Origin of the sequence: Paenalcaligenes suwonensis (genome assembly GCF_011290505.1) — a bacterium.
GTDB lineage: Bacteria > Pseudomonadota > Gammaproteobacteria > Burkholderiales > Burkholderiaceae_B > Paenalcaligenes > Paenalcaligenes suwonensis.
In genome coordinates, this window is the sequence record NZ_JAANPV010000010.1 from 1 (window position 1) to 22,008 (window position 22,008).

A 22,008-nucleotide genomic window follows, 5' to 3' on the forward strand; every position below is an offset into this window, starting at 1 on the left:
CCATTAAGAAGCCCCCCCCCCCACCACACATCAGCGCAATAACGTCTAGCACGCATGCCGGCACCCACGCTCACTAACACTTAATACACACCATCATCACAAAGCAGCATACCAATGCCATCGAAAACAAAGTTACGTTTATTCTGAGCACAAAAAAAGCCACTCCGAAGAGTGGCTTTTCCATGCCTAAGCATTTCGCATCGACCTGACTAAGCAGGCCATCATGATACATGGCTATGCCATGCGGCATGATTAGAAGCGGTGACGCAGACCTACGATAGCCTGTGTAGCACGTACGTCTTTGAATGCGTAGCCAGTACCGTATGTACCAACTGCGTAAACGTTTGTACGTTTGGACAGGTTGTATGTGTAACCCAAGCTGAACAAGTTTTGAGATTTTTTGTCAGCTTTGTAGCTATCGTACCAGTCGTTGTCGCTAACGCGGGACATTGCCCAGCCAGCCATTACTTTACCAGCAGCGCCAACAGGAGCACTTACACCAACTGCAAAGTTGTTGGTTTTGTAGTCTTTCTGCTCAGTTGCACCAGCAAAGCCCATGCCCATTACAGTGTTTGTATCACCGTAACCACGTGTAGCCAATGTACCGTTACGCTCTTGACCCCAAGCAAGGTGCAGTTTTACAACTTCAAAGTCGTAGCTACCAGCCAAGTTCCAAGCCTGGATGGATTTATCCCATGCAGAAGCTTTCAGGTTGTCGTAGGACACAGCAACAGCGATAGGACCGTTAGCATAACGCAAACCAGTTGTTACCAGTTTAGCGTTATCATCTTTAGGGTTATTGTACTCACCCGTAACTGGATCAATGAAGGCTGGGTTGTTTTTTACATTCCACTGCTGAGCACCCTTAGCATTGAAGGAGTAACCTACAGCGAAATCAAAACCGTTGAAGTTAGGTGTTGCGTATACAACTGTGTTGTCTGCGCGAACAGTTGCTGCGGAGGTAAATGTTTTACCGATAGCAGCCAATTCCATGGAATCGCCAAATGGGCTAGCGATGTCACCAATGTAGCGGGAAGCTACGTTTTGTTGACGACCGAATACCAAGGAACCCCAGCTGTCGCCAGCCAGACCCAGAGTTGCTTCACGACCGAACAGTTTGTTTTCGCCTTGAGCCAAATCACCATTGCTCAGACGGAAACCGCTTTCCAATGTGAAAACAGCACGCAGACCATCGCCCAGATCTTCGCTACCGCGCAGACCCCAACGGTTACCGGACTGAACGCCGTCGTAGAAACCTGTGCGAGTTGCTTTAACGTCTGTGTCTTTGTTTTTGAACTGTGTGTAACCCAAGCCTGTATCAACGATACCGTACAGAGTTACGGAAGTTTCTGCCTGAGCAACGCCAGCGAAACCGGCCATCAAAGCAGCAGCGAGCAGAGTCTTTTTCATGTATGAAATCTCCGTGGATTTTTTGAGTAAATCAGAGCAGCCACTCACAACATGTAGGTGCTACTGCTCTTTCTAACTCCGCAATGGGAAGTTAGAGCTATTGCATCAAAATTCCGTCTCGTTGACTATTGTTTGATGCGATTACCTTGCATAAAGTGGCTTTTCTGTAGCCTATACACGACAAAAACGTCACTTCCACACAACAAAACAGGGTTTGCCCCAGCCTACCAAGCCCTCTCTTTTAGGCATCAATAAATTTAAGTAAAAATTTAACATCCAAGCATAAGCGATTGATTTATAAAGAAGTAACAAATTCAAAACTTACTTCTTACTTTTACCCCAACAGCCCATCCAAGAGCACTCAACCAACCACAACAGGGCGGCGGCGACAGCACCACGCCAAAAGCAGGCACAAAAAAACCGGGCTAACCCCGGCTTAAATGTTTTGGTGTCGATGGCGAGACTCGAACTCGCACAGCTTGCGCCACTACCCCCTCAAGATAGCGTGTCTACCAATTCCACCACATCGACTTGTAGAAAGATCGTTATTCTAGCACGATCCCCCACGGGCACAAGTACTTTTGCGCCATAAATACATCTATTACCCCACAAACAAAAAGACCGATCACTGATCGGCCTTTTTTAGAGAGTAAATACAGGCAATTACTCTGCCGTAGGCTCTTTTGCATCCTCAGCAGGCACAACCACTGTTGGCTCTACTTTTTCCTCAACTGTAGGCTCAACCGCTTGCGGTACGCTTGCTGCCGGAGCCGGCGTTGCTGGAATTACTGGTACGCTTACATCAGGCGCAGCTGGCGTAGCAGGCGCTGGAGCAGACATACCTGGAATGATGGACTCAAAGCCCTGCATCACACCAGATTCGATTTCCGCTTTAGCCGATGGCTTGTAAACCACCCACGCCAAACCCGCTGTAGAAACAAAAAATACGATAGCCGCATATTTAGTTGTGCGCGACAAGAAGTTAGCCGCACCAGCAGCGCCAAACACGCTACCAGCAGAACCACTACCAAAGGCAGAACCCATGTCCGCGCCTTTACCTTGTTGCAACAACACCAAACCAATAATAGTCAGTGAAGACAATACCTGCACTGCCTGCAAGACTGGTTGAATCCATTCCATGTGATCACTCCGTGGCTTATATCGCCGCTATCGCTAAAAATTCTTCGGCCTTAAGTGCCGCACCACCCACCAATGCCCCATCTATATCCGGCATGGCAAACAAACTCTTTGCATTCGCTGCATTCACGCTACCACCGTATAGTACGCGTACTTCGGCCGCACCGCTTTGCTTCAAACACTCTCGTATAAATGCATGTACTGCTTGCGCCTGCTCAGGCGTTGCACTTTTACCAGTACCTATAGCCCAAACCGGCTCGTAAGCCACAACAACCTGCTTCACCACATCTGCGCCCAAATCCAATAAGGGTCGCAACTGTCGCAAAACCACGTCATGCGCCTCACCCGCTTCGTGCTCGGCATCGCTTTCGCCCACACAGAATACGGGAGTGATACCACAAGCCAACGCACGCACAGCCTTATCAGCCACCAATTGATCTGACTCAGCATGACGCTGCCTGCGCTCAGAGTGCCCTACCAGCACCCACTTACAGGCGAAATCTTGCAGCATCGCTGCAGAAACCTCGCCAGTGTACGCACCTTGAGGCTGATCACTAACATCTTGAGCACCCCAAGACACTAATGAACCAGCAAGCACTTCCTGAGTTTGAGCCAAATAGGGAAATGGTACACAAACAGCCAGCTCACAGGCTTTGCTGCTTTTGTAATGCGCCAACGCCTGCAGCAAAACCATGCTGCCGCCTAATGACGCATTCATTTTCCAGTTACCAATAATAAGAGGAGAGCGAGTTGTACTTGTCATTGACCCCTAATACCTGAAGGCCCAAAGGCCATCACAAATAAAACAACCGATAATTGTAGCGTGTTGGCTGGATTTACGCTTCATAATTGTGCGCTTTTCGCACCCTCAGAGCAATTCACAGCCAGCAAACACCACTTTAGGCACGTAGAATGATTTTTCCCACCTGCTCGCCCGCATCCATCATGGCATGCGCCTGAGCCGCATCCGCCATATCAAAAATGGCATGCAGCTTAACTTGTACAGCCCCGCTTTCTAGTAATGGCCAGACATTCTCGCGCACCTGAGCAGCCAATGCCGCTTTAAAGGCCTTATCGCGCGCACGCAACGTAGAACCCGTAAGCGTTAATCGGCGCAACATCATTTGCGCAAAGTTCACTTCACCCTTAGGCGCCCCTTGCAACGCGATCACGACGATGCGACCATCATCCGCCAAGCAACGTATATCCCTATTAATATAGTCGCCCGCCACCATATCCAAAATAACATCTACGCCGCGACCACCCGTGGCTTCACGCACCACATCCTCAAAAATCTGAGTTTTGTAATTAATGCCCGTAGCACCCAACGCATTAATAATAGCGACACGCTCATCACTACCTGCCGTTGCAAACACTTGATGCCCTCTCGCCACAGCTAACTGTATGGCCATAGTCCCTATACCGCTCGCACCACCATGCACCAACAATGATTCGCCTTTTGCTAACGCACCACGATTAAAGATATTGCTCCAGACCGTAAAAGCAGTTTCAGGAATACCCGCCGCATGAACAGGATCCATACCTGCCGGAATAGGCAAGCAATGCTCGGCATCCACCACGCAATATTGCGCATAGCCACCACCCGACAATAAGGCACACACCTTATCGCCCATAGCATAAGCACTAGCAGAAACGTCACCCCCCACAATCTCACCGGACACCTCTAATCCCGGAATATCCGAAGCCCCCGGTGGCGCTGGGTACATACCCTTTCTCTGCATGACGTCTGGCCTATTGACACCCGCCGCAATGACACGCAGCAACAGTTGCCCAGCAGCCGGCTCAGGCATAGGCCTATCCACCCAATTCAACACATCGGGGCCACCCGGTTGGGAGATTTCTATAGCTTTCATGGTATTTACTATCCTTGCACATAGCTCTACAGAGAGATCTATTATGACCCGAACTGAATCAAAAGGATAATGAGGAACTTACGAGAAGAGAGTTGGTGCATCCACCCGGAATCGAACCGGGACGATCGTTTGATCGAGAGATTTTAAGTCTCTTGCGTCTACCTATTCCGCCATGGATGCCACACAAACTTTTTTGGCGGAAGCGGTGAGATTCGAACTCACGGATGAGTTACCCCATCGCTGGTTTTCAAGACCAGTCCATTCAACCGCTCTGGCACGCTTCCAAGTTTGAGTTTGCTGATGTTTCTGCACCAATAGGTTGGCCCATACAGCAAAGAAGAAAACTATACCGTAAATTTATCTTTTTGTATACGACCAAAGCGGGAAAAGCCACTTAAGACGAACAACAGAACCGCTGTTTTTACTTTTACATAAAAAACCCGGGTCAGCACAATAGCCAGGCCCGGGTTTTTTAGGCATTACATCAAGCGTAATGCAACATCTGCGTAGCGTTATTCAGCAGCAGTATCTACCTCAGGAGCTACCGGCGCAGCTTCGCCACCCTGAGCTTCAATACCACCTAGCGCTTTAATAGACAGACGCAGACGGCCTTTATCATCCGCTTCGATGACTTTGAACTTCACGATTTGACCAACTTTCAACACGTCGTTAACGTTGGCAATACGGTAGTTCGCAATCTCGGAGATATGCAGCAAACCATCTTTACCTGGCAACACCTGAACAATGGCACCGAAGTCCAAAATACGCAGCACAGGGCCTTCGTATTCTTGACCCACTTCCACTTCGGCCGTAATTTCTTTAATACGACGCTCAGCTTCTTGGGCTTTTTCCAAGTCAGCGCTAGAAATGGTGATAGTACCGTCGTCACCGATATCAATTTGCGTACCAGTTTCTTCAGTCAGTGTGCGGATCGTAGCACCGCCTTTACCGATTACATCACGAATTTTTTCTGGGTTGATTTTTACAGTCAACATACGAGGAGCAAAAGCGGACAATTCTGTACGCGCACCTTCCAAGGATGTTTTCATCAGACCCAAAATGTGCAGTCGGCCTTCGCGAGCTTGGGCCAACGCCACATTCATGATCTCAGTAGTGATACCTTGAATCTTGATATCCATCTGCAACGCAGTAATACCATGCTCTGTACCAGCCACTTTAAAGTCCATGTCACCCAGGTGATCCTCATCACCCAGAATGTCGGTCAACACAGCAAACTTGCCACCGTCTTTGATCAGACCCATTGCCACACCAGCAACGTGATCTGTCATTGGCACACCAGCATCCATCATTGCCAATGAACCACCACATACGGTTGCCATGGAGGACGAACCATTGGACTCTGTCACTTCAGACACAATACGCAAGGAGTATTGGAATTCATCGGCAGGAGGGATCATGTGAGCCAACGCGCGTTTAGCCAAACGACCGTGACCGATTTCACGACGCTTAGGCGCACCGAATCGACCGGTTTCACCTGTAGCGAACGGAGGGAAGTTGTAGTGCAACATGAATCGATCACGGTATTCACCCATGATTGAGTCAATGATCTGCTCGTCTTGACGTGTCCCCAATGTAGCCACTACCAATGCCTGCGTCTCGCCACGTGTAAACAACACGCTACCGTGAGCACGCGGCAATACACCAGTACGGATAGAAATAGGACGCACTGTACGTGTATCGCGACCATCAATACGTGGCTCGCCATTCAGAATCTGGCTACGAACAATCTGGCTCTCGAAATCAAACAGAATGTTTTCAACACCCACAGAATCAGGAGCAGCTTCGCCTTTTTCTTCCGCGGAAGCAGCCAAGGAATCTTTCACAGATTGACTGATCTCTTTCAAACGCAATGTACGCGCTTGCTTTTCACGGATTTGGTAGGCTTCTTTCAACTGATCAAAAGCAACAGCACGCACAGCACTGATCAACGCTTCGTTAGCTGGCTCTGGCTGCCAATCCCATTCGGGTTTGCCGGCCTCTTCAACCAACTCATGAATAGCATTGATCACGTTTTGCATTTGCTCGTGACCAAAGGCAATCGCGCCCAACATTACTTCTTCAGACAATTGCTGAGCATCAGACTCAACCATCAACACAGCGGCCTCTGTACCCGCTACAACCAAGTCCAACTTGGATTGCTCGGTTTGAGCTGTAGTTGGGTTCAGTACGTACTGACCATCTACATAACCCACACGCGCTGCACCAGCAGGGCCATTGAATGGGATACCAGAAATAGCCAACGCAGCTGATGCACCAATCAACGCAGGGATAACAGGGTCAATCTCAGGATTAACCGACAGCGCGTGAATGATGATTTGAACTTCGTTGTAAAAACCCTCTGGGAACAACGGACGCAAAGGACGGTCGATCAGGCGTGATGTCAATGTCTCACGCTCTGAAGGCTTGCCTTCACGTTTAAAGAAACCACCTGGAATACGTCCAGCAGCGTAGGTTTTCTCTACGTAATCAACGGTCAAAGGAAAGAAATCCTGACCAGCTTTAGCTTTTTTAGCACCAACAACGGTTGCCAAAATAACGGTATCCTCAACAGAAACAAGCACGGCACCTGATGCCTGCCGCGCAATTTCACCCGTTTCCAGCACAACTTCATGTGCGCCGTACTGGAATTTTTTTGTGACTTTATTGAACATTCACTACGTTCCTTACAATAAAAAACCGTGCGTACCGCAAGAGGTTTCTTGCAGCAAGCACGGTTATTTCGTGCGGGGCATGCCCCGTCATATTACTTACGCAGACCGAGTCTTTCGATCAACGCACGGTAAGCGTCAGGCTTACGATCTTTCAAGTAATCCAACAGTTTACGGCGACGGCTAACCATACGCAGCAGACCACGACGTGAGTGGTGATCTTTAACGTGGGTTTTGAAGTGCTCTGTCAAATGAGCAATACGAGCCGAAAGCAGTGCTACTTGCACTTCTGGAGAACCAGTATCACCGGCTTTACGTTGGTATTCCGAAACGATTTCGGTTTTTTTAACTACTACTGTCATAACATTATCCTCAAATAACTTGCGATAGAACCGAGGAGCCCTATCGTGTCATCAGCAAAAACACTTTGCTTACGCAAAACAATCTGGAATTATATAGCAAAACCCCTAAACGCGTAAGTTCGTTTAGCGCAGCAGCCAATTAATTCGCTGCAACCACCACAGGAAGTACTAAAAATGCCACGCTTTACCGCCCTCCCCTGCATGACGCTTTTAGCTCTGCTCGCTGCAGGCTGCACCAGCCTAAGCAATGTACCTCCCGGCACCCCCTTACAGACCGCCATCAACGAATACGGCACCCCCACACAACGTTGCTCAAACACTCAACCCCAGCTTGTTAACTGGTCTATGCAACCTATGGGGTACTACGCCTGGACGGCTGAAGTTGATCAACAAGAAGTCATCGTATCTATACAGCAAATGCTATCAGACGAAGGCTTTAAGCGACTGGATCAACAGTCATGGGAGGCCCCCATGATTGCCTGCTGGTATGGCCCACCAGCCGTTGAAGAAATAGCGTTATGGAAAGGCAAGCCTTATCACACCTGGTCCTACCGATACAAACAAGGCGGTGCGTTTAACTCGCTAATGTACCTGTACTTTAATGACGAAGGCCAGTTGGTTCATCACCATCCTGGCCCTGACCCCCGTGACATTAACGACGGCATATTTCGCGGTATGGATTAAATGTCTTCTCGGCGCTGCTCAATCAACCTACGTGCTCGATGCCAGCGCCATGCCATCACCACCCAACCCGACAAACCGTACAGCACAAACAAACCAAACAGCACCACCGGTGGATCAGACGACACAAACACAAACAACAGCACCAGCAACAGCATCCCCCAAAACGGGACACTTTTACCTAACGCAAATGACTTACCGCTATAAAAAGGCGCATTAGAGACCATTGCCACACCCGCATAAATGGTCAACGCAAAGGCACTCCATTGCAGCATCGATGTAGAAATCGGTAATTTATTATCCACCGACAACCACACAAAGCCCGCAATTAACGCGGCAGCAGCAGGACTGGGCAACCCTTGAAAGAAGCGTTTATCTACAACGGCGATATTGGTATTAAAGCGCGCCAGACGTAAGGCTGCACCCGCAACAAACACAAAGGCGGCCAACCAACCCCATCGCCCCAAGTCTTGCAGAGCCCACACATACATCACTAACGCAGGCGCCACACCAAAAGAAGTTAAGTCTGCCATGGAGTCGTATTGCTCCCCAAAGGCGGACTGAGTATTAGTCAGGCGCGCGACTCGCCCATCCATACCATCAAACACCATCGCCAAGAAGATGGCTATAGCAGCCACCTCGAACCGCCCATTCATGGCCTGCACGACGGCATAAAAACCAGCAAACAAGTTCGCGGTAGTAAACGCGTTAGGTAAAAGGTAAATACTGCGACGACGTAATTCGTCTGTATTGCGACCGGGCATAATTCAAGCTGAAGGTAAAAAAACCAAAGAAACCGCTTAAAAGCAGCTGGGTAAGAATGAGATATTAGCAGCTTATGGCCAATTACAAAAAACAAAAAGGCTGGCACAGGGAGATCCCTAGGCCAGCCTTATGGCGTTAGTTACGCCACATGCTTAGTTTTTGGATTTATCAACCAATTTGTTGGCTGCAATCCAAGGCATCATTGCACGCAATTGTTCGCCCACTTGCTCAATCTGAGACTCAGCATTGATACGACGACGCGATGTCAATGTTGGGGCACCAGCAGTGTGCTCCAAGATGAAGTTTTTAGCGTAAACTCCATTTTGGATGTCGGCCAGAACTTCACGCATTGCTTTACGTGTTTCGTCAGTAATGATCTTAGGACCTGTTTCGTACTCACCAAACTCCGCGTTGTTGGAGATGGAGTAGTTCATGTTAGCGATACCGCCTTCGTAGATCAGGTCAACGATCAATTTCAGTTCGTGCAAGCACTCGAAGTACGCCATTTCAGGCGCATAACCAGCTTCAACCAATGTATCGAAACCAGCTTTGATCAGCTCAACAGCACCACCACACAGAACAGCTTGCTCACCGAACAAGTCAGTTTCTGTTTCTTCGCGGAAGTTTGTTTCGATAATACCAGCACGACCACCACCGTTAGCGCTTGCGTAGGACAACGCTACATCACGAGCTGCACCAGTTTTGTCTTGGTACACAGCGATCAGGTGAGGAACACCACCACCTTGGCGGTATGTACCACGTACTGTGTGGCCTGGAGCTTTAGGAGCAACCATGATCACGTCGATATCGTCACGTGGCACAACTTGGCCGTAGTGAACGTTAAAGCCGTGAGCGAATGCCAATGCAGCGCCTGGACGAATGTTTTCAGCAACTTGTGTACGGTACACTTCAGCAATGTTCTCGTCTGGCAACAAGATCATTACTACATCAGCGATTTTCACGGCCTCAGCCACTTCCATCACTTTCAGGCCAGCGCCTTCAGCTTTGCTCCAAGAAGCACCGCCTTTACGCAAACCAACCACTACATTCACACCTGACTCATGCAGGTTTAGTGCGTGAGCGTGGCCTTGTGAGCCGTAACCGATAATGGTAACTGTACGACCTTTGATCAAGGAAAGGTCACAATCTTTGTCGTAAAAAACTTTCATGGAATCTGCTCCAAATTTTTGTCGCCTTGTGGCGTTTTAATTTAATAAAGTTAAACCTTCAAAACCCGCTCACCACGGCTAATGCCTGACACACCGGTTCGTACTGTTTCCAAAATGGAACTGCGATCCAGTGCATTGATGAAGGCAGAGATTTTCTCCTGCACTCCAGTCAGCTCAATCGTGTAGGTTTTGTCAGTCACATCAATGATGCTGCCACGGAAAATGTCAGCCATACGTTTGATTTCTTCGCGCTCTTTACCTACCGCGCGCACTTTGATGAGCATCAGCTCACGCTCAACGTGCGGGCCTTCGGAAAGATCCACCACTTTCACCACATCAACAAGACGGTTCAAATGTTTGGTAATTTGCTCAATCACCTCATCGGGACCTATGGTCACAATCGTCATCCTAGACAACGTTGCGTCTTCAGTAGGTGCCACAGTTAAGGTTTCAATGTTGTAGCCACGCGCAGAAAACAAACCCACCACACGCGACAACGCGCCTGGTTCGTTTTCAAGCAGGATGGAAATCACGTGTTTCATAATTCCTCTCCTTTGAGATCTTCTGCACACAACAACATTTCCGTTAAACCTTTACCCGCCTTGACCATAGGCCAGACGTTTTCTGTTTTATCGGTGATGAAGTCCATGAATACCAAGCGGTTTTTGTGTTTAGTGAAGGCCTCTTGAATGGCAGGCTTCACATCCGCAGGTTTATCAATACGCATACCAACGTGGCCGTAACTCTCAACCAACTTCACGAAGTCAGGCAACGCATCCATGTAGGATTCCGAATAACGGGAGCCGTAATCGATTTCCTGCCACTGACGCACCATACCCAGACTGCGGTTGTTCAAACACAGCAACTTAGGTGTCATACGATATTGCAAACATGTGGACAATTCTTGGATGTTCATCTGAATAGATGCTTCACCAGTAATGACCGCCACATCCGCATCGGGGTTAGCCATCTGCACGCCCATAGCGTAAGGCAGGCCCACACCCATCGTACCCAAGCCACCCGAGTTCAACCAACGACGTGGTTTATTGAAACGGTAGTATTGTGCCGCCCACATTTGGTGTTGACCCACGTCAGAAGTCACAAAAGCGTCGCCGCCGGTAACTTCCCACAGAGCCTCTACCACTGACTGAGGTTTAATAACTTCGTCAGAAGGTTTGTAGACTAGGCATTTCTTCTCGCGCCAAACGTTGATCTGCTTCCACCATTGCTCCAGAGCAGTTTTGCTCTTAGCGGATGAGGAGCGAGCTTGAGCATATTGCTCATTAAACTCTTGCAGAACTTCCTTAACGCTGCCCACGATAGGCACATCCACTTTCACACGCTTGGAAATGGAGGAAGGATCAATATCAATGTGAACAATTTTGCGAGGTACTTGCATGAAGTGACGAGGATTCGCAATAACGCGGTCATCGAAACGCGCACCCACAGCAATCAACACATCACTGTGCTGCATCGCCATGTTCGCTTCATAGGTACCGTGCATACCTGGCATACCTACGTACTGATCGCTATTACCTGGGTACGCACCCAGAGCCATCAGCGTAGTAGTACAAGGCGCACCACTTAGCTCGACTAATTGTTTAACTTCTTCGGATGCATTATCCAAAATAGCACCGCCGCCCACGTAGATCATGGGACGCTCGGCTGCTGCCAGCATCTGCACCGCTTTTTTGATTTGCCCCTGATGCCCTTTTGATACAGGCATGTAGGAACGCATTTTTACCTCGCCACGCTTAGGCGTGTAGCGAGCCATTGCTGCAGTGATATCTTTTGGAATATCGACCAATACAGGGCCTGGACGGCCTGTAGTCGCGATATAAAACGCTTTGCGAATCGTATCAGCCAGTTCTCTTACGTCACGCACTAAAAAGTTGTGCTTCACGCAAGGACGCGTAATACCTATTGCATCACATTCTTGAAAAGCATCTTCACCTATTGCCTGAGAACCAACCTGACCACTGATCACCACCATAGGGATGGAGTCCATGTAGGCCGTTGCGATACCTGTTACAGCATTCGTCAGACCTGGGCCACTGGTTACCAGCGCCACACCAACTTTGTTGGAGGAACGAGAATAGGCATCCGCCGCGTGCACAGCTGCTTGCTCGTGACGCACCAAAATATGGCGGAATTTGTCCTGCTTAAAAATTGCATCGTAGATGTATAGTACGGCACCACCGGGATAGCCGAAAACGTGTTCAACGCCTTCGTCAGCCAGCGTGCGCACAACTATATCTGCGCCATTGAGTTCCATTATGAAATTCCTTTCAGTCTTGCACTAACTCCCCGACTGGCACTTAAGCCGGAGTCTCAGCCAAATACAGCAACATGATCTGGCGCTTTATGACCCACGGGACCACGCCACCCAGACACACTACTGCTTGACCTGCACTCTTTCGGAAAGTAGCACTTGCGTACAAACGCGATAGCATGAAATGGAAGTCCTGGCATCACACGCTTGTGGCGCGGCCAGCAACAAATAAAAAGGCGCAAAAAAACGGGTTGATGACCCGTGCAAAGAGCCCTACTGCCCCAGCGGATGAGCTAGGGCATCAGGTACTTTACCCTGTTGCCAAATGGCAATCAACTGCAATTGTTGGTAAAGCGCAAATTATCTTCCCCCACAGTTAAGGTTGGGCATCTTATACTGATAAATCTGCATGTAAAACCACACTATGAACAGCATTTTCCTCCCACAACTACAGCGCTTTCTCTATAGCCATTACTTACTAGGTGGCCTGCGGCAGGCGGCCGGCATTTTGCTGCCTGTGATTGTGTTGGGGGGAGGTTTCCAGCTCTACAGCATGGGGATTATTGCCTCAATGGGTGCGCTATGCGTGGCGGTTATCGACCAACCTGGCGGTCCAAAACGTTATCGCACCAACGAAATGCTGGGCGGTATTGCGCTAGGCACCATTACGGTAGCCTTAACCACCTTTGCGGCGGGATCATTATGGGGCACATGGATTCTAGTCCCCATACTGTGCTTCTTCTTTTCCATGCTGAACGTGTATGGCCCACGCGGCGGCTTAATTGGCTTTGCATGCTTGCTACTGATGACATTAAGCCTGCGTGAACCCACCTCTGACGATACCGTACTGCTGCACACGCTGTTTTCGTTTACTGGCGGCTTGTTCTATTTTGCGTTCAGCCTACTGTTTAGACGTTTGCTGTGGTTAGGTGAAGAGCGCCGAACCCTATCTATGGCCTTGCATGCCACCGCCAAGTACATGCTGGCACGCTCTAAATTCTATGATGTACATTCAGATTTAGATGCGACCTATCGCGACCTCATTAAAGCGCAATCCAGCATGGCCGAGCTACAACAAGCCGCCCGAGACATGGTGCTGCGCGAACTGCCTAAAGAGTTAAAAAGTCGAGGCGACCAAGACCGCACCACCCTGCTCTTTTTGTACACCAACATGGTGGCGCTGCTAGACACCCTCGTCGCTACACACACCGACTACCACACCTTGCGTCGCAAACTGGGTGAAAGCGACTTCATGGAGTTTGCCCATGACGCACTACAAAAACAATCAGCCGAGGTTGTGCGTATTGCGTTAAACGTATCCAGACGCAAAAAAACCGTGCAGCGTATTAGTGTTAAAGCTGAAATACGAGCCATGGAATATGAGCTAGAGCGCTACAAACAAAAAGGCATGCAGCAACAAGACCCCGAGCTATACGGGCTATTGCTGCAAGTACTGCGTAGACTGCGCGTGGCCAAACAAACCATAGACCATATGGCCGCCAACACCAAGCGTGCTGGCACCGACATCCCGCTAGATCAGTATTTGGAAAAATCCCTAAGCCGCTTTTTGTCGCGTGAAGAAATACAGATAGGACTATTGCGTAGCAACCTACGACTGAGTTCATCCAGCTTCCGTTATGCCATTCGTGTAACAGTAGCCGCCATGCTGGCCCTCGCCATTCCTGCGTTAGCCGCTTATTTCACCGACGCATCAGAACCCATCAATTCACTTGCTAACCAAAGTAACTGGATTATTCTGACCATCCTGGTGATTTTGAAACCAGGCTTTGCACAAACCAAACAGCGCAACACTTGGCGTTTAGGCGGCACAGCACTAGGCTGCTTGCTGACCTTCATTCTGTTTAGCGTGACAGAAAACAAAGAGTTTTATTTCATTGCCTTGCTGGTAGCTTACGTGATGGGTAAAAGCTTAGTGCAATTGCATTACTTGCTCTCAGCCGCATTCCTGACCATATCTGCGTTAATTTCGTTTCAGTTCCTCTACGCCAGCAGCACGTTTGTGATTAGCGAACGCTTTATAGACACCTTAATTGGGTGTGCCATTGCGCTGTTATGCAGTTACGTTCTGCCTAAGTGGGAAGCTAGCTCTATGAGCAGTTTTGCTCGCGAAGCACAGCAAGCAAACATGCACTACCTGACCACTGGGTTGCAATATGCCGAGCTTAACCGTCATTACCAGCAGGCCGTACAACTGCACGCCGCTAACCCTGACAGCGAACCCGTGGATGCTGCGATGGGCGCGCAATTAGCGGAAGCCGAAACACAATGGCAGTTAGCGAAACGGCAGGTCTATATTTCATTTGATAACTTTGCCTCGGGCTTTTATCGAATGATGGATGAACCCGCTAACCGCCAACGTGATGTAGCGTTATTCAATAACCTACTCATTCAAAACCATGTATTGGCATCGCAAATCAGCGCCAGTATCCCGCTGCTCGCCACAGTAGAAAGCATTCCACCCGGTATTCAGCAAGCCATTACCGCCATACAAGGTATTTTGCATGATCAACCGGTAGAAAACACTACGCCTACGCTGGAAACCGAAGGGGAGCTTGCTATGCTTGCCTACCCCCTTCGCCAGATGATCAAAGCATCGCAGTTAATACAACAAGACATGAAGGGGTTAGACCATGCCAGCACGACCCAACCCCTGCTTACGGCATCATAAGCCCAGATACGCTTTACGAATAACCGGATGGCCCTCTAGCTCCTCGGAGGTGCCCTCTAGTACCAGACGACCATTTTCCAACACGTAGGTGCGGTCGCTGACTCGTAACACCTGTTTGATATTTTGCTCCACCAGCAATACAGGCAAACCAGTATCCGCCACTTTACGTATAGCCTTCATCACCTCCTTTACGTACAGTGGCGACAAGCCAATACTGGGCTCATCCATAATCAGCATGATGGGATCAAGCATAAGCGCACGGCCAATAGCCACCATTTGCTGCTGCCCACCCGATAATGCCCCCGCCAAACTGGACTCGTATTTTTTCAAGTCAGGAAATAGCGCAGTCACCTCTTCTAGGCGCTGATCCCGCGTAGCCCGCAAATGCGGTAAATACGCTCCCATCAACAGGTTTTCTTTCACGCTTAAATTGGGAAATAACTGCCTACCCATAGGAACGTGAGCAAGCCCCATTCTGGCGGTTTGATGGGGCTGTAAACCCGCAATGGATTGCCCATTAAACAAAATTTCGCCAGCCATGGGTTTGATCATGCCGGACACGGCGCGCAGCATGGTGGATTTGCCACTACCGTTGCCCCCCACCAAACCAATAAGCTCGCCCCGCTTTACCTCTAGGCTGACATCAAACACCACTTGTAGTGTGCCGTAACCTAAATCGGCGTTGCGTACGCTTAGGACTGTTTCATGTTGTGTTTGCATTGTTAGTCCGTCCCCAAATACGCATCAATCACCCGTGGATCAGCCACCACATCTCGCGGCTTACCCTCAGCAATTAAGTTACCACTCGCTAGCACTAACACATGGTCAGACAGTTCAATGATGGCTTCCATAATGTGTTCCACCATCAGAATAGAAATACCAGAATCAGTGAGTGAGCGTAAGAACACAATCATGTCGTGCAAAGCAGGCGGGTTAAGCCCTGCCATGATCTCATCTAAAAACAGCACTTTAGGTTGAGTCGCCAAGGCTTTAGCCAACTCCAACCTACGCAGCCTTGCTAGGTTTAAATCTGATGCTGGCTGATAAGCCCTATCGGCCAAACCCACTTTTTCTAACGCAGCCAGTGCGATGTCTTCGGCTTCACGTCGGTTTGCACTACGTAAGAAGGCTGCGACCAACACGTTTTCCAACACCGTTAAGCCTTCAAATGGGCGCTCTGTTTGAAAGGTACGCCCCATCCCTAATGCTGTGCGCTTATAGGGAGGTAAATGCGTGACATCCGTTTGGTAGTAATGCACCTTTCCTTCGGCCACTGGTACAAAACCTGTGATGGCATTAAATAATGTGGTTTTCCCTGCCCCGTTAGGGCCAATCAACCCCAACACACCACCTTCGGGTAAATGCAGACTGACATTATTGACGGCTACCACGCCACCAAAACGCACCGTAATATTTTCAGCTTTGAGTGCGGCGTGCATAACCCCTCCGAACCATGTTGCGTACGAGTTCGCCCACCAAACCTCGTGGGAAAAACAAGATCACCAAAAGAATTAACAACCCATAAACCAGCATATTGGCTTGAGCAAAGGTAGTACGGAATACCTCGCCAGACACAATAAGCAGTACCGCACCTACTGCCGGCCCCCAGATCGTGCCCCTACCACCAATAATGGCTGTTAGTGCTATCTGTATGGACATCAACAAGCCGAACATCACGTGCGGCTCCATAAAGGACAAAAAGATGCCGTAAATACATCCACCTAAAGCCGTCAACATGGCTGACAACATAAAGGCTCGCAACTTCACTTTAGTGGGATTAATACCCGCCGCCATCGCCGATTGCTCATCCTCACGTATGGCACGCAGCTCGTAGCCAAACTTACGACGAGAAATGAACATCACCGTTGCAATGCATAAGCCCGCAAACAGTAGCGCCATGTAGTATTGATTCCATTTCTCAAACAGATCTATACCAAAAGGCTCTGGTAGTTCGGTGATAAACACCCCTGTAGCACCACCGGTAAGCCAGGTTTCATTAATGGCAATCAGACGCAAGGTCTCGGCAATCGCAATCGTAGACAACGTAAAGTACGGGCCACTAAGCCTGAAGGTTAATCGCCCCCAGCAGTACGCCAACATCGCCGAAAACAGCATGGCTAGCAGCACACATAACCACAATGGCAAATGGTAGTGCTCTACTCCTACTGCCACGACATACGCGCCTATGCCCACAAAGCTCACGTGACCTAAGCTTACCTGCCCGGCCCATCCTCCCAACAAATCCCAAGCCGTTGCCCAGCCAATAAATAAAAAGATACTGATAGCGACGGTGAGGTATACCGGCGATACCACCGGATACAACGCTGCCACAACCATCAGTGCGATCAGAATTAAATAGTGCTTTCTCATACTCGCTTCACCGACTTACCAAAGAGCCCTTCGGGTTTAAACAGCAACACCGCTAGGAACACAATCAACCCGTATACATCCCTGTACTCGGAAGACAGATACGAAGCACCTAAAATTTCTACAATACCCAGCACTAAACCACCTGCGATGGCAGCGCCAATATTGCCTAAACCTCCTAGCACCGTGACTACAAAAGCCTTGAGGGTGAACAACGGCCCGGTCACCGTTGGCGTGGCATACAGCATAGGAATCAATGCCACACCAGCCGTTAAGGCCAGCGCCACACCCAACCCAAACACAACAGATTGCACCTTACGTGTATCTACACCCACCAATTCAGCACCTAAGCGATTCTCTGCAGTAGCTCGAATCGCCCTACCCAACTCGGTGTGATTCAACAAGGCATATAACGCAATAGTGACCATCACTGTCGCCAAGCCTGCCAGCAATAGCACCATGGACAGATTTACCGACCCCACCGGCAAGGTGCTTGAGGCATAACTGACATGCACAGATTGCGGATCGCCACCAAATCCCAGCAGCAGCACGTTCGCAATCACCAATGACACGCCCAAGGTCGCCAACATACTGGTTTCAGGCGGCGCATCAATAATGCGTGCCAGAATTACCTTTTGCACTAAGCTGCCCAACACAAAGCCTAAAGGTAAGGCGACCACCAGCGAAAAGTACGGATCCCATCCTAATAATCCGCTCATCAGCACGGCCACATACATCCCTAAGACCACAAAGTCGCCGTGCGCGAAGTTAATCACCCGCATCACACCAAAAATCAGTGTGAGCCCAATGCCTATCAAGGCATACACAGAACCTATTAACACACCGTTAGAAAGGTTCTGTATTAATGAAACCCAATCAAACATCTACAACTCCTCCGTCCTTACGACAGACAGATACTGGAAACACCGCAGTGCGCACAAGCTCTGCTACGAGCTTGTGCGTCATAGTCTTAACGCTGATCCCAAGCGGGAGTGGGGTATTGAGGTGCTTGTGCAGCCAAATCCTCAGGGAAGACGGTCACGTGTTTACCATCTTGAATTTGCAGGATTAGGCTACGAATAGGGTTTTGACCTTTAAACGCACCCCAATCTTCAAATGTCACGGTGGTGACAGGTGTGGTTAGATTGGTTTCTGCCAAAGCTTGACGAATGTCTTCTGGCTCTTTGCTCTTCGCACGCTGCAACGCATCTGCTGCTACTCTCACCGCCAAGTAACCTTCGGCCTCATAGAAAGAGGGCTCGCCCTTAGCCTTAGCACGCAGACGTTCCTCTAGCTCTGCCGCGCCGTCGTACTTCACGTCTTTACTCCAACTGACTGTAGACACCACGTAATCAGCCAAGTCCCCTACCTGCTCGATATAACTAGGCAATGAGGAAGACGTATCCAAGGAAATAATTTTGGCATTTAGCCCTACTTCTTTCATCTGACGGGTAATGGCTACGCCGTCTTCCGCATACGAAACGATGTAAAGAATATCGGGATTGGCCGATCTGAAGCGGTTCAAAATCGGTCTAAAATCAGTGGTACCTTGGTCGTAAGCCTGTGATGCCGTCAAGCTATAACCTCGTTTGTCTATCTGGCGCTTTCCTTCTTCCGCCAACGAGGTAGGCCATGCACCATTACCATGCAAAATCGCGACGTTTTTTAGCCCATCAGGGTCTTTTTCACGCAGGCTGTCGAAAAAATCAAAATACGTATTTGCCACAATCGTGGAGTTATGCTTGGCTCTAAACACCCAAGGTGAACCGGGGTTGGTAATGCTGTCATCCGCACTACCCAGCACAATCAACGGCATTTTTTGACGCGTCATTAGCCTAGCCATGGGCCCAGTAATAGACGATGCATACGACCCAATCACCAGCGGAATACCTTGGTTTTTCATGGACTCCACTGCCGCCAAAGCACTTTGCGCTTCTGAACGGTCATCCTGCACCACTAGCTCTAGCATTTCACCGTTAATACCACCTGCCGCGTTGATCTCTTCCAGCGCTACTTCCATACCGGTTTGATAACGCTGACCGAAGGCCGAAAAAGCCCCTGACGTGCTATTGATCACCCCCACTTTAACTTGGGCAAATACAGGCATAGAAAAACCAGCCGCTGCCAGCGATAACGCTAGCGCACCCACACTTATCTTTTTTACTACTCGCATGTTGTCTCTCCACATTTTATTTTTGATGCCTTACACCACGACAGGAACGTAATGGCGTGAAAAATAATACAGAGTGAAGAACTGACACAGTAATCAGGGGCAATACCAATAGGTAAGACTTTAGTCTTACGCTACAAAGAGCCTTCCGCTCCTACTCTGACTAGCAGGTTTTACATGACGGCCTTACTACCCAATCCCCTTGAAAATATGTCACTAGAGCAATTTGCTCACGCACTGCGTTCCGGCGCTCTTCGCTCAGAAGATGTGACCATCCGCTATTTGGAACGTATCAAAAAGCTGGACCCTAGCCTGCACGCTTTTGAGTTCGTTGATGCCGAAGGAGCCATAGCCAGCGCACGCGCCATGGATAGCTTACTCGCGGCGGGTACAGATTTAGGCCCACTCATGGGATTGCCTATTGCGATCAAAGATGTATTTACGATTCGAGGCTTCCCCGCCCCCAAAGCGGGTAGCAATGTAGACATTAGCAGTATGCGCTCAGACACCGAGGGCCCTTTTGTACAAGCCCTACGTAAAGCAGGTTGTGTACTGCTAGGCAAAACCAAAACTGTAGAATTCTGCTTGGGGATTACGGGGGTTTCAGAATCGCGCGGCACGCCACATAACCCATGGGATTTAACGCAGCATCGTATTCCTGGCGGCTCTAGTTCCGGCTCTGCCGTTGCTGTGGCTTCAGGTATGTGCGCCTTGGCCATAGGATCTGATTCAGGTGGATCGGTGCGTGTCCCCGCCGCCTTTAACGGTATTTTTGGCCTTAAAACCTCATTTGGCTTATGGCCCACCGAAGGAGTCGTAGCCCTTGACCCTCGTGTAGACACCATTGGTTTGCTCACACGTACAGCGGCGGATGCTCAAGTCGCCTTTCACACCATTTCTGCTCAACTCTTTGGCTACCGCTACCACGCTAACACCAATCTACCGTGCTTAGACCGTTTGCGCTTAGGACAACCTGATCATCACTTCTTTGATGGACTATCCGACGACGTAGCTAAAAGCTACGACAAGGCAGCCAGTAAACTCAAGCAAGCCGGATGTCGCATTGACGCCATTCAAATCCCAGAGGCCTCCGAACGCCAACACTACTTTCCGTTAACGATGCCGGCATCACTGATTGCCGCCTTAGGTGCTGATTTTTTTGAAGCCAACAAACAGCACATTGATCCTGTCATTCGCACGCGCATGGAAACAGGCCTGCACAGCAAAGCCGCTGATTTCCTCGCTCTAGAGGCCAAACGCCAAGCCAGTATTCAACGCGTCAAAGAACGCTTCCGCGGTTTTGATGCATGGATTAGCCCCGTGACTACCGTTGCGGCACCGTTGCTAAGCGAGTTTGATCAACCACAACAAGCGCTCACCTTAGCACTGGGCATGACTCAAAACACACAGCCCTCCAACTACTTGGAGCAGTGCGCAGTGTCTATACCATTGAAGGATCGCAGTGGAGCGTTGCCTGTGGGCTTACAACTGATGGCCTCTGCCGGTAATGATGCAGAAATCTTGGCCATGTCATGTGCCATAGAGCAACTACTAGGAGAAGCGGATCGCCCTGATTTACGTGCGATTGCTTAAATGAGCTAAAGCCCCGTCAAGCCATGAACTAGGCTTGACGGGTTTGCTTATTAACGCTGTTCTGGGCGTCGGAACACCAGCTTGGTGTCTGACGACAGCTCTGGCTGGTAGGCGTAGCCCGCTGTAGTAAAACCTTTCAGCCCTTCTACGGTAGTGACACCATTATCAATGGCATAACGCATCATCAAGCCACGTGCTTTTTTGGCATAAAAACTGATGATCTTCCAAGCACCATTTTTCTCGTCTTGGAACACACACTGCACCACAGGCATACCCGCTGCCTTAAGGTCTACCGCTTTAAAGTATTCCTCTGATGCCAAGTTCACTAAAACCTTATCACCAGAATCTTCTGCTGAACGCTCTGCCAAGTAGCGACCAATAGTATCCCCCCAGAAGGCGTACAAATTTGCCCCATTAGGGTTTTGCAAACGTGTCCCCATTTCTAGGCGATAAGGCTGCATTAAGTCTAATGGACGTAAAGCGCCATATAAACCGCTTAATAACACTAAATGCTGTTGAGCCCACTGCAACTGTTTATCGGATAATTCCTCGGCACGTAAACCCTCGTACACATCACCATTAAATGCCAAGATAGCTTGCCTAGAGTTCTGCAATGAGAACGTAGGCTGCCACTGCGCGTAACGCTCTGCATTCAGCGTTGCCAAATCTTTGCTAATGCTCATTAAGCTCGCAATTTCAGCTTCGCTTTTACCACGCATAATCTCGATTAACGCCTTGGCTTGCTCTACGAATAAAGGCTGCGTGTATTCCGTGGTGCGTACAGGTGAGTCATAGTCCAGCTTTTTTGCTGGCGAAAGTACAAACAACATAAATGTCTCTCACAAAAAAC

At 49.4% G+C, this 22,008-nt stretch carries 20 protein-coding genes and 3 tRNA genes; 4 read left to right on the forward strand and 19 right to left on the reverse strand.

Annotated features, from left to right (window positions below):
* Positions 1–252: 252 nt before the first annotated feature.
* From GY634_RS14285 to rpsO, 9 genes are all read right to left on the reverse strand, one after another.
* Positions 253–1,410 carry a porin gene (locus GY634_RS14285; protein ID WP_166409409.1) on the reverse strand — a complete coding sequence of 386 codons (1,158 nt, stop codon included), beginning with the start codon at positions 1,408–1,410 and terminating at the stop codon, positions 253–255.
* A 446-nt stretch (positions 1,411–1,856) separates the two neighbouring features.
* Positions 1,857–1,941, reverse strand: a tRNA-Leu gene (locus tag GY634_RS14290).
* A 132-nt stretch (positions 1,942–2,073) separates the two neighbouring features.
* Complete coding sequence (gene secG / locus GY634_RS14295) at positions 2,074–2,550, reverse strand: preprotein translocase subunit SecG (protein WP_166409410.1); 477 nt, start codon at positions 2,548–2,550, stop codon at positions 2,074–2,076.
* Positions 2,551–2,566: 16 nt separating this feature from the next.
* Entirely contained in the window at positions 2,567–3,310 is a 744-nt protein-coding gene (gene tpiA / locus GY634_RS14300) for a triose-phosphate isomerase (RefSeq protein WP_166409411.1), read from the reverse strand.
* A 136-nt stretch (positions 3,311–3,446) separates the two neighbouring features.
* Positions 3,447–4,421: an NAD(P)H-quinone oxidoreductase gene (locus tag GY634_RS14305; RefSeq protein ID WP_166409412.1), complete on the reverse strand. Its 975-nt coding sequence runs from the start codon at positions 4,419–4,421 to the stop codon at positions 3,447–3,449.
* Positions 4,422–4,514: 93 nt separating this feature from the next.
* Positions 4,515–4,601: transfer RNA gene (locus GY634_RS14310), tRNA-Leu, on the reverse strand.
* Between the two features lie 14 nt (positions 4,602–4,615).
* Positions 4,616–4,705, reverse strand: a tRNA-Ser gene (locus GY634_RS14315).
* A 228-nt stretch (positions 4,706–4,933) separates the two neighbouring features.
* Positions 4,934–7,093: a polyribonucleotide nucleotidyltransferase gene (pnp, locus tag GY634_RS14320; RefSeq protein WP_166409413.1), complete on the reverse strand. Its 2,160-nt coding sequence runs from the start codon at positions 7,091–7,093 to the stop codon at positions 4,934–4,936.
* A gap of 92 nt (positions 7,094–7,185) precedes the next feature.
* Positions 7,186–7,452: a 30S ribosomal protein S15 gene (gene rpsO / locus GY634_RS14325; RefSeq protein WP_135861467.1), complete on the reverse strand. Its 267-nt coding sequence runs from the start codon at positions 7,450–7,452 to the stop codon at positions 7,186–7,188.
* Between the two features lie 174 nt (positions 7,453–7,626).
* On the opposite strand from rpsO, the gene GY634_RS14330 reads away from it, so the two are divergent.
* Positions 7,627–8,136 carry a hypothetical protein gene (locus GY634_RS14330; RefSeq protein ID WP_166409414.1) on the forward strand — a complete coding sequence of 170 codons (510 nt, stop codon included), beginning with the start codon at positions 7,627–7,629 and terminating at the stop codon, positions 8,134–8,136.
* Here the strand turns inward: GY634_RS14330 and pssA are convergent.
* The 4 genes from pssA to ilvB all read right to left on the reverse strand — a co-directional run bounded on the left by pssA (position 8,133) and on the right by ilvB (position 12,342).
* On the reverse strand, positions 8,133–8,897 hold the full coding sequence (gene pssA, locus GY634_RS14335; protein WP_166409415.1) for a CDP-diacylglycerol--serine O-phosphatidyltransferase: 765 nt from the start codon (positions 8,895–8,897) through the stop codon (positions 8,133–8,135). The genes GY634_RS14330 and pssA overlap by 4 nt on opposite strands.
* 153 nt (positions 8,898–9,050) lie before the next feature.
* A complete protein-coding gene (ilvC, locus tag GY634_RS14340) occupies positions 9,051–10,067 on the reverse strand; it encodes a ketol-acid reductoisomerase (RefSeq protein ID WP_166409416.1) in 1,017 nt (338 codons plus the stop codon).
* A 50-nt stretch (positions 10,068–10,117) separates the two neighbouring features.
* Complete coding sequence (gene ilvN, locus GY634_RS14345; RefSeq protein ID WP_135861471.1) at positions 10,118–10,609, reverse strand: acetolactate synthase small subunit; 492 nt, start codon at positions 10,607–10,609, stop codon at positions 10,118–10,120.
* Positions 10,606–12,342: a biosynthetic-type acetolactate synthase large subunit gene (ilvB, locus tag GY634_RS14350; protein WP_166409417.1), complete on the reverse strand. Its 1,737-nt coding sequence runs from the start codon at positions 12,340–12,342 to the stop codon at positions 10,606–10,608. The genes ilvN and ilvB overlap by 4 nt, the downstream gene beginning before the upstream one ends.
* Before the next feature lie 176 nt (positions 12,343–12,518).
* On the opposite strand from ilvB, the gene GY634_RS14355 reads away from it, so the two are divergent.
* Both GY634_RS14355 and GY634_RS14360 read left to right on the forward strand, forming a co-directional pair.
* Entirely contained in the window at positions 12,519–12,719 is a 201-nt protein-coding gene (locus tag GY634_RS14355) for a hypothetical protein (protein ID WP_166409418.1), read from the forward strand.
* Between the two features lie 44 nt (positions 12,720–12,763).
* Positions 12,764–15,028, forward strand: coding sequence for an FUSC family protein (locus tag GY634_RS14360; protein ID WP_166409419.1), 2,265 nt, complete (start codon positions 12,764–12,766; stop codon positions 15,026–15,028).
* Here GY634_RS14360 and GY634_RS14365 read toward each other — a convergent pair.
* From GY634_RS14365 to GY634_RS14385, 5 genes are all read right to left on the reverse strand, one after another.
* Positions 15,023–15,748 carry an ABC transporter ATP-binding protein gene (locus GY634_RS14365; protein ID WP_166409420.1) on the reverse strand — a complete coding sequence of 242 codons (726 nt, stop codon included), beginning with the start codon at positions 15,746–15,748 and terminating at the stop codon, positions 15,023–15,025. The genes GY634_RS14360 and GY634_RS14365 overlap by 6 nt on opposite strands.
* 2 nt (positions 15,749–15,750) lie before the next feature.
* Positions 15,751–16,467, reverse strand: coding sequence for an ABC transporter ATP-binding protein (locus GY634_RS14370; RefSeq protein WP_166409421.1), 717 nt, complete (start codon positions 16,465–16,467; stop codon positions 15,751–15,753).
* The gene (locus GY634_RS14375; protein ID WP_166409422.1) at positions 16,445–17,398 is read right to left on the reverse strand and encodes a branched-chain amino acid ABC transporter permease; all 954 of its coding nucleotides are present in this window, start codon (positions 17,396–17,398) and stop codon (positions 16,445–16,447) included. The genes GY634_RS14370 and GY634_RS14375 overlap by 23 nt, the downstream gene beginning before the upstream one ends.
* On the reverse strand, positions 17,395–18,279 hold the full coding sequence (locus GY634_RS14380; protein WP_166409423.1) for a branched-chain amino acid ABC transporter permease: 885 nt from the start codon (positions 18,277–18,279) through the stop codon (positions 17,395–17,397). Before GY634_RS14380 ends, GY634_RS14375 begins: the two co-directional genes overlap by 4 nt.
* A gap of 86 nt (positions 18,280–18,365) precedes the next feature.
* The gene (locus GY634_RS14385; protein WP_166409424.1) at positions 18,366–19,568 is read right to left on the reverse strand and encodes an ABC transporter substrate-binding protein; all 1,203 of its coding nucleotides are present in this window, start codon (positions 19,566–19,568) and stop codon (positions 18,366–18,368) included.
* Positions 19,569–19,742: 174 nt separating this feature from the next.
* Here GY634_RS14385 and GY634_RS14390 point away from each other — a divergent pair, with 174 nt between their 5' ends.
* Entirely contained in the window at positions 19,743–21,158 is a 1,416-nt protein-coding gene (locus GY634_RS14390; protein ID WP_166409425.1) for an amidase, read from the forward strand.
* Between the two features lie 50 nt (positions 21,159–21,208).
* Here GY634_RS14390 and yaaA read toward each other — a convergent pair whose 3' ends face one another.
* Positions 21,209–21,988, reverse strand: coding sequence for a peroxide stress protein YaaA (gene yaaA, locus GY634_RS14395; protein WP_166409426.1), 780 nt, complete (start codon positions 21,986–21,988; stop codon positions 21,209–21,211).
* Positions 21,989–22,008: the final 20 nt, after the last annotated feature.

What these genes read in the sequence shown, in the direction of transcription:
- GY634_RS14360 (WP_166409419.1), top strand. Translation starts at nt 12,764, where the DNA reads ATGAACAGCATTTTCCTCCCACAACTACAGCGCTTTCTCTATAGCCAT.
- GY634_RS14285 (WP_166409409.1), bottom strand. Translation starts at nt 1,410, where the DNA reads ATGAAAAAGACTCTGCTCGCTGCTGCTTTGATGGCCGGTTTCGCTGGC.
- GY634_RS14375 (WP_166409422.1), bottom strand. Translation starts at nt 17,398, where the DNA reads ATGAGAAAGCACTATTTAATTCTGATCGCACTGATGGTTGTGGCAGCG.
- GY634_RS14385 (WP_166409424.1), bottom strand. Translation starts at nt 19,568, where the DNA reads ATGCGAGTAGTAAAAAAGATAAGTGTGGGTGCGCTAGCGTTATCGCTG.
- GY634_RS14370 (WP_166409421.1), bottom strand. Translation starts at nt 16,467, where the DNA reads ATGCACGCCGCACTCAAAGCTGAAAATATTACGGTGCGTTTTGGTGGC.
- GY634_RS14380 (WP_166409423.1), bottom strand. Translation starts at nt 18,279, where the DNA reads ATGTTTGATTGGGTTTCATTAATACAGAACCTTTCTAACGGTGTGTTA.
- GY634_RS14390 (WP_166409425.1), top strand. Translation starts at nt 19,743, where the DNA reads ATGACGGCCTTACTACCCAATCCCCTTGAAAATATGTCACTAGAGCAA.
- yaaA (WP_166409426.1), bottom strand. Translation starts at nt 21,988, where the DNA reads ATGTTGTTTGTACTTTCGCCAGCAAAAAAGCTGGACTATGACTCACCT.
- GY634_RS14330 (WP_166409414.1), top strand. Translation starts at nt 7,627, where the DNA reads ATGCCACGCTTTACCGCCCTCCCCTGCATGACGCTTTTAGCTCTGCTC.
- rpsO (WP_135861467.1), bottom strand. Translation starts at nt 7,452, where the DNA reads ATGACAGTAGTAGTTAAAAAAACCGAAATCGTTTCGGAATACCAACGT.
- GY634_RS14365 (WP_166409420.1), bottom strand. Translation starts at nt 15,748, where the DNA reads ATGCAAACACAACATGAAACAGTCCTAAGCGTACGCAACGCCGATTTA.
- GY634_RS14305 (WP_166409412.1), bottom strand. Translation starts at nt 4,421, where the DNA reads ATGAAAGCTATAGAAATCTCCCAACCGGGTGGCCCCGATGTGTTGAAT.
- ilvN (WP_135861471.1), bottom strand. Translation starts at nt 10,609, where the DNA reads ATGAAACACGTGATTTCCATCCTGCTTGAAAACGAACCAGGCGCGTTG.
- GY634_RS14355 (WP_166409418.1), top strand. Translation starts at nt 12,519, where the DNA reads ATGAAATGGAAGTCCTGGCATCACACGCTTGTGGCGCGGCCAGCAACA.
- tpiA (WP_166409411.1), bottom strand. Translation starts at nt 3,310, where the DNA reads ATGACAAGTACAACTCGCTCTCCTCTTATTATTGGTAACTGGAAAATG.
- secG (WP_166409410.1), bottom strand. Translation starts at nt 2,550, where the DNA reads ATGGAATGGATTCAACCAGTCTTGCAGGCAGTGCAGGTATTGTCTTCA.
- pssA (WP_166409415.1), bottom strand. Translation starts at nt 8,897, where the DNA reads ATGCCCGGTCGCAATACAGACGAATTACGTCGTCGCAGTATTTACCTT.
- ilvB (WP_166409417.1), bottom strand. Translation starts at nt 12,342, where the DNA reads ATGGAACTCAATGGCGCAGATATAGTTGTGCGCACGCTGGCTGACGAA.
- ilvC (WP_166409416.1), bottom strand. Translation starts at nt 10,067, where the DNA reads ATGAAAGTTTTTTACGACAAAGATTGTGACCTTTCCTTGATCAAAGGT.
- pnp (WP_166409413.1), bottom strand. Translation starts at nt 7,093, where the DNA reads ATGTTCAATAAAGTCACAAAAAAATTCCAGTACGGCGCACATGAAGTT.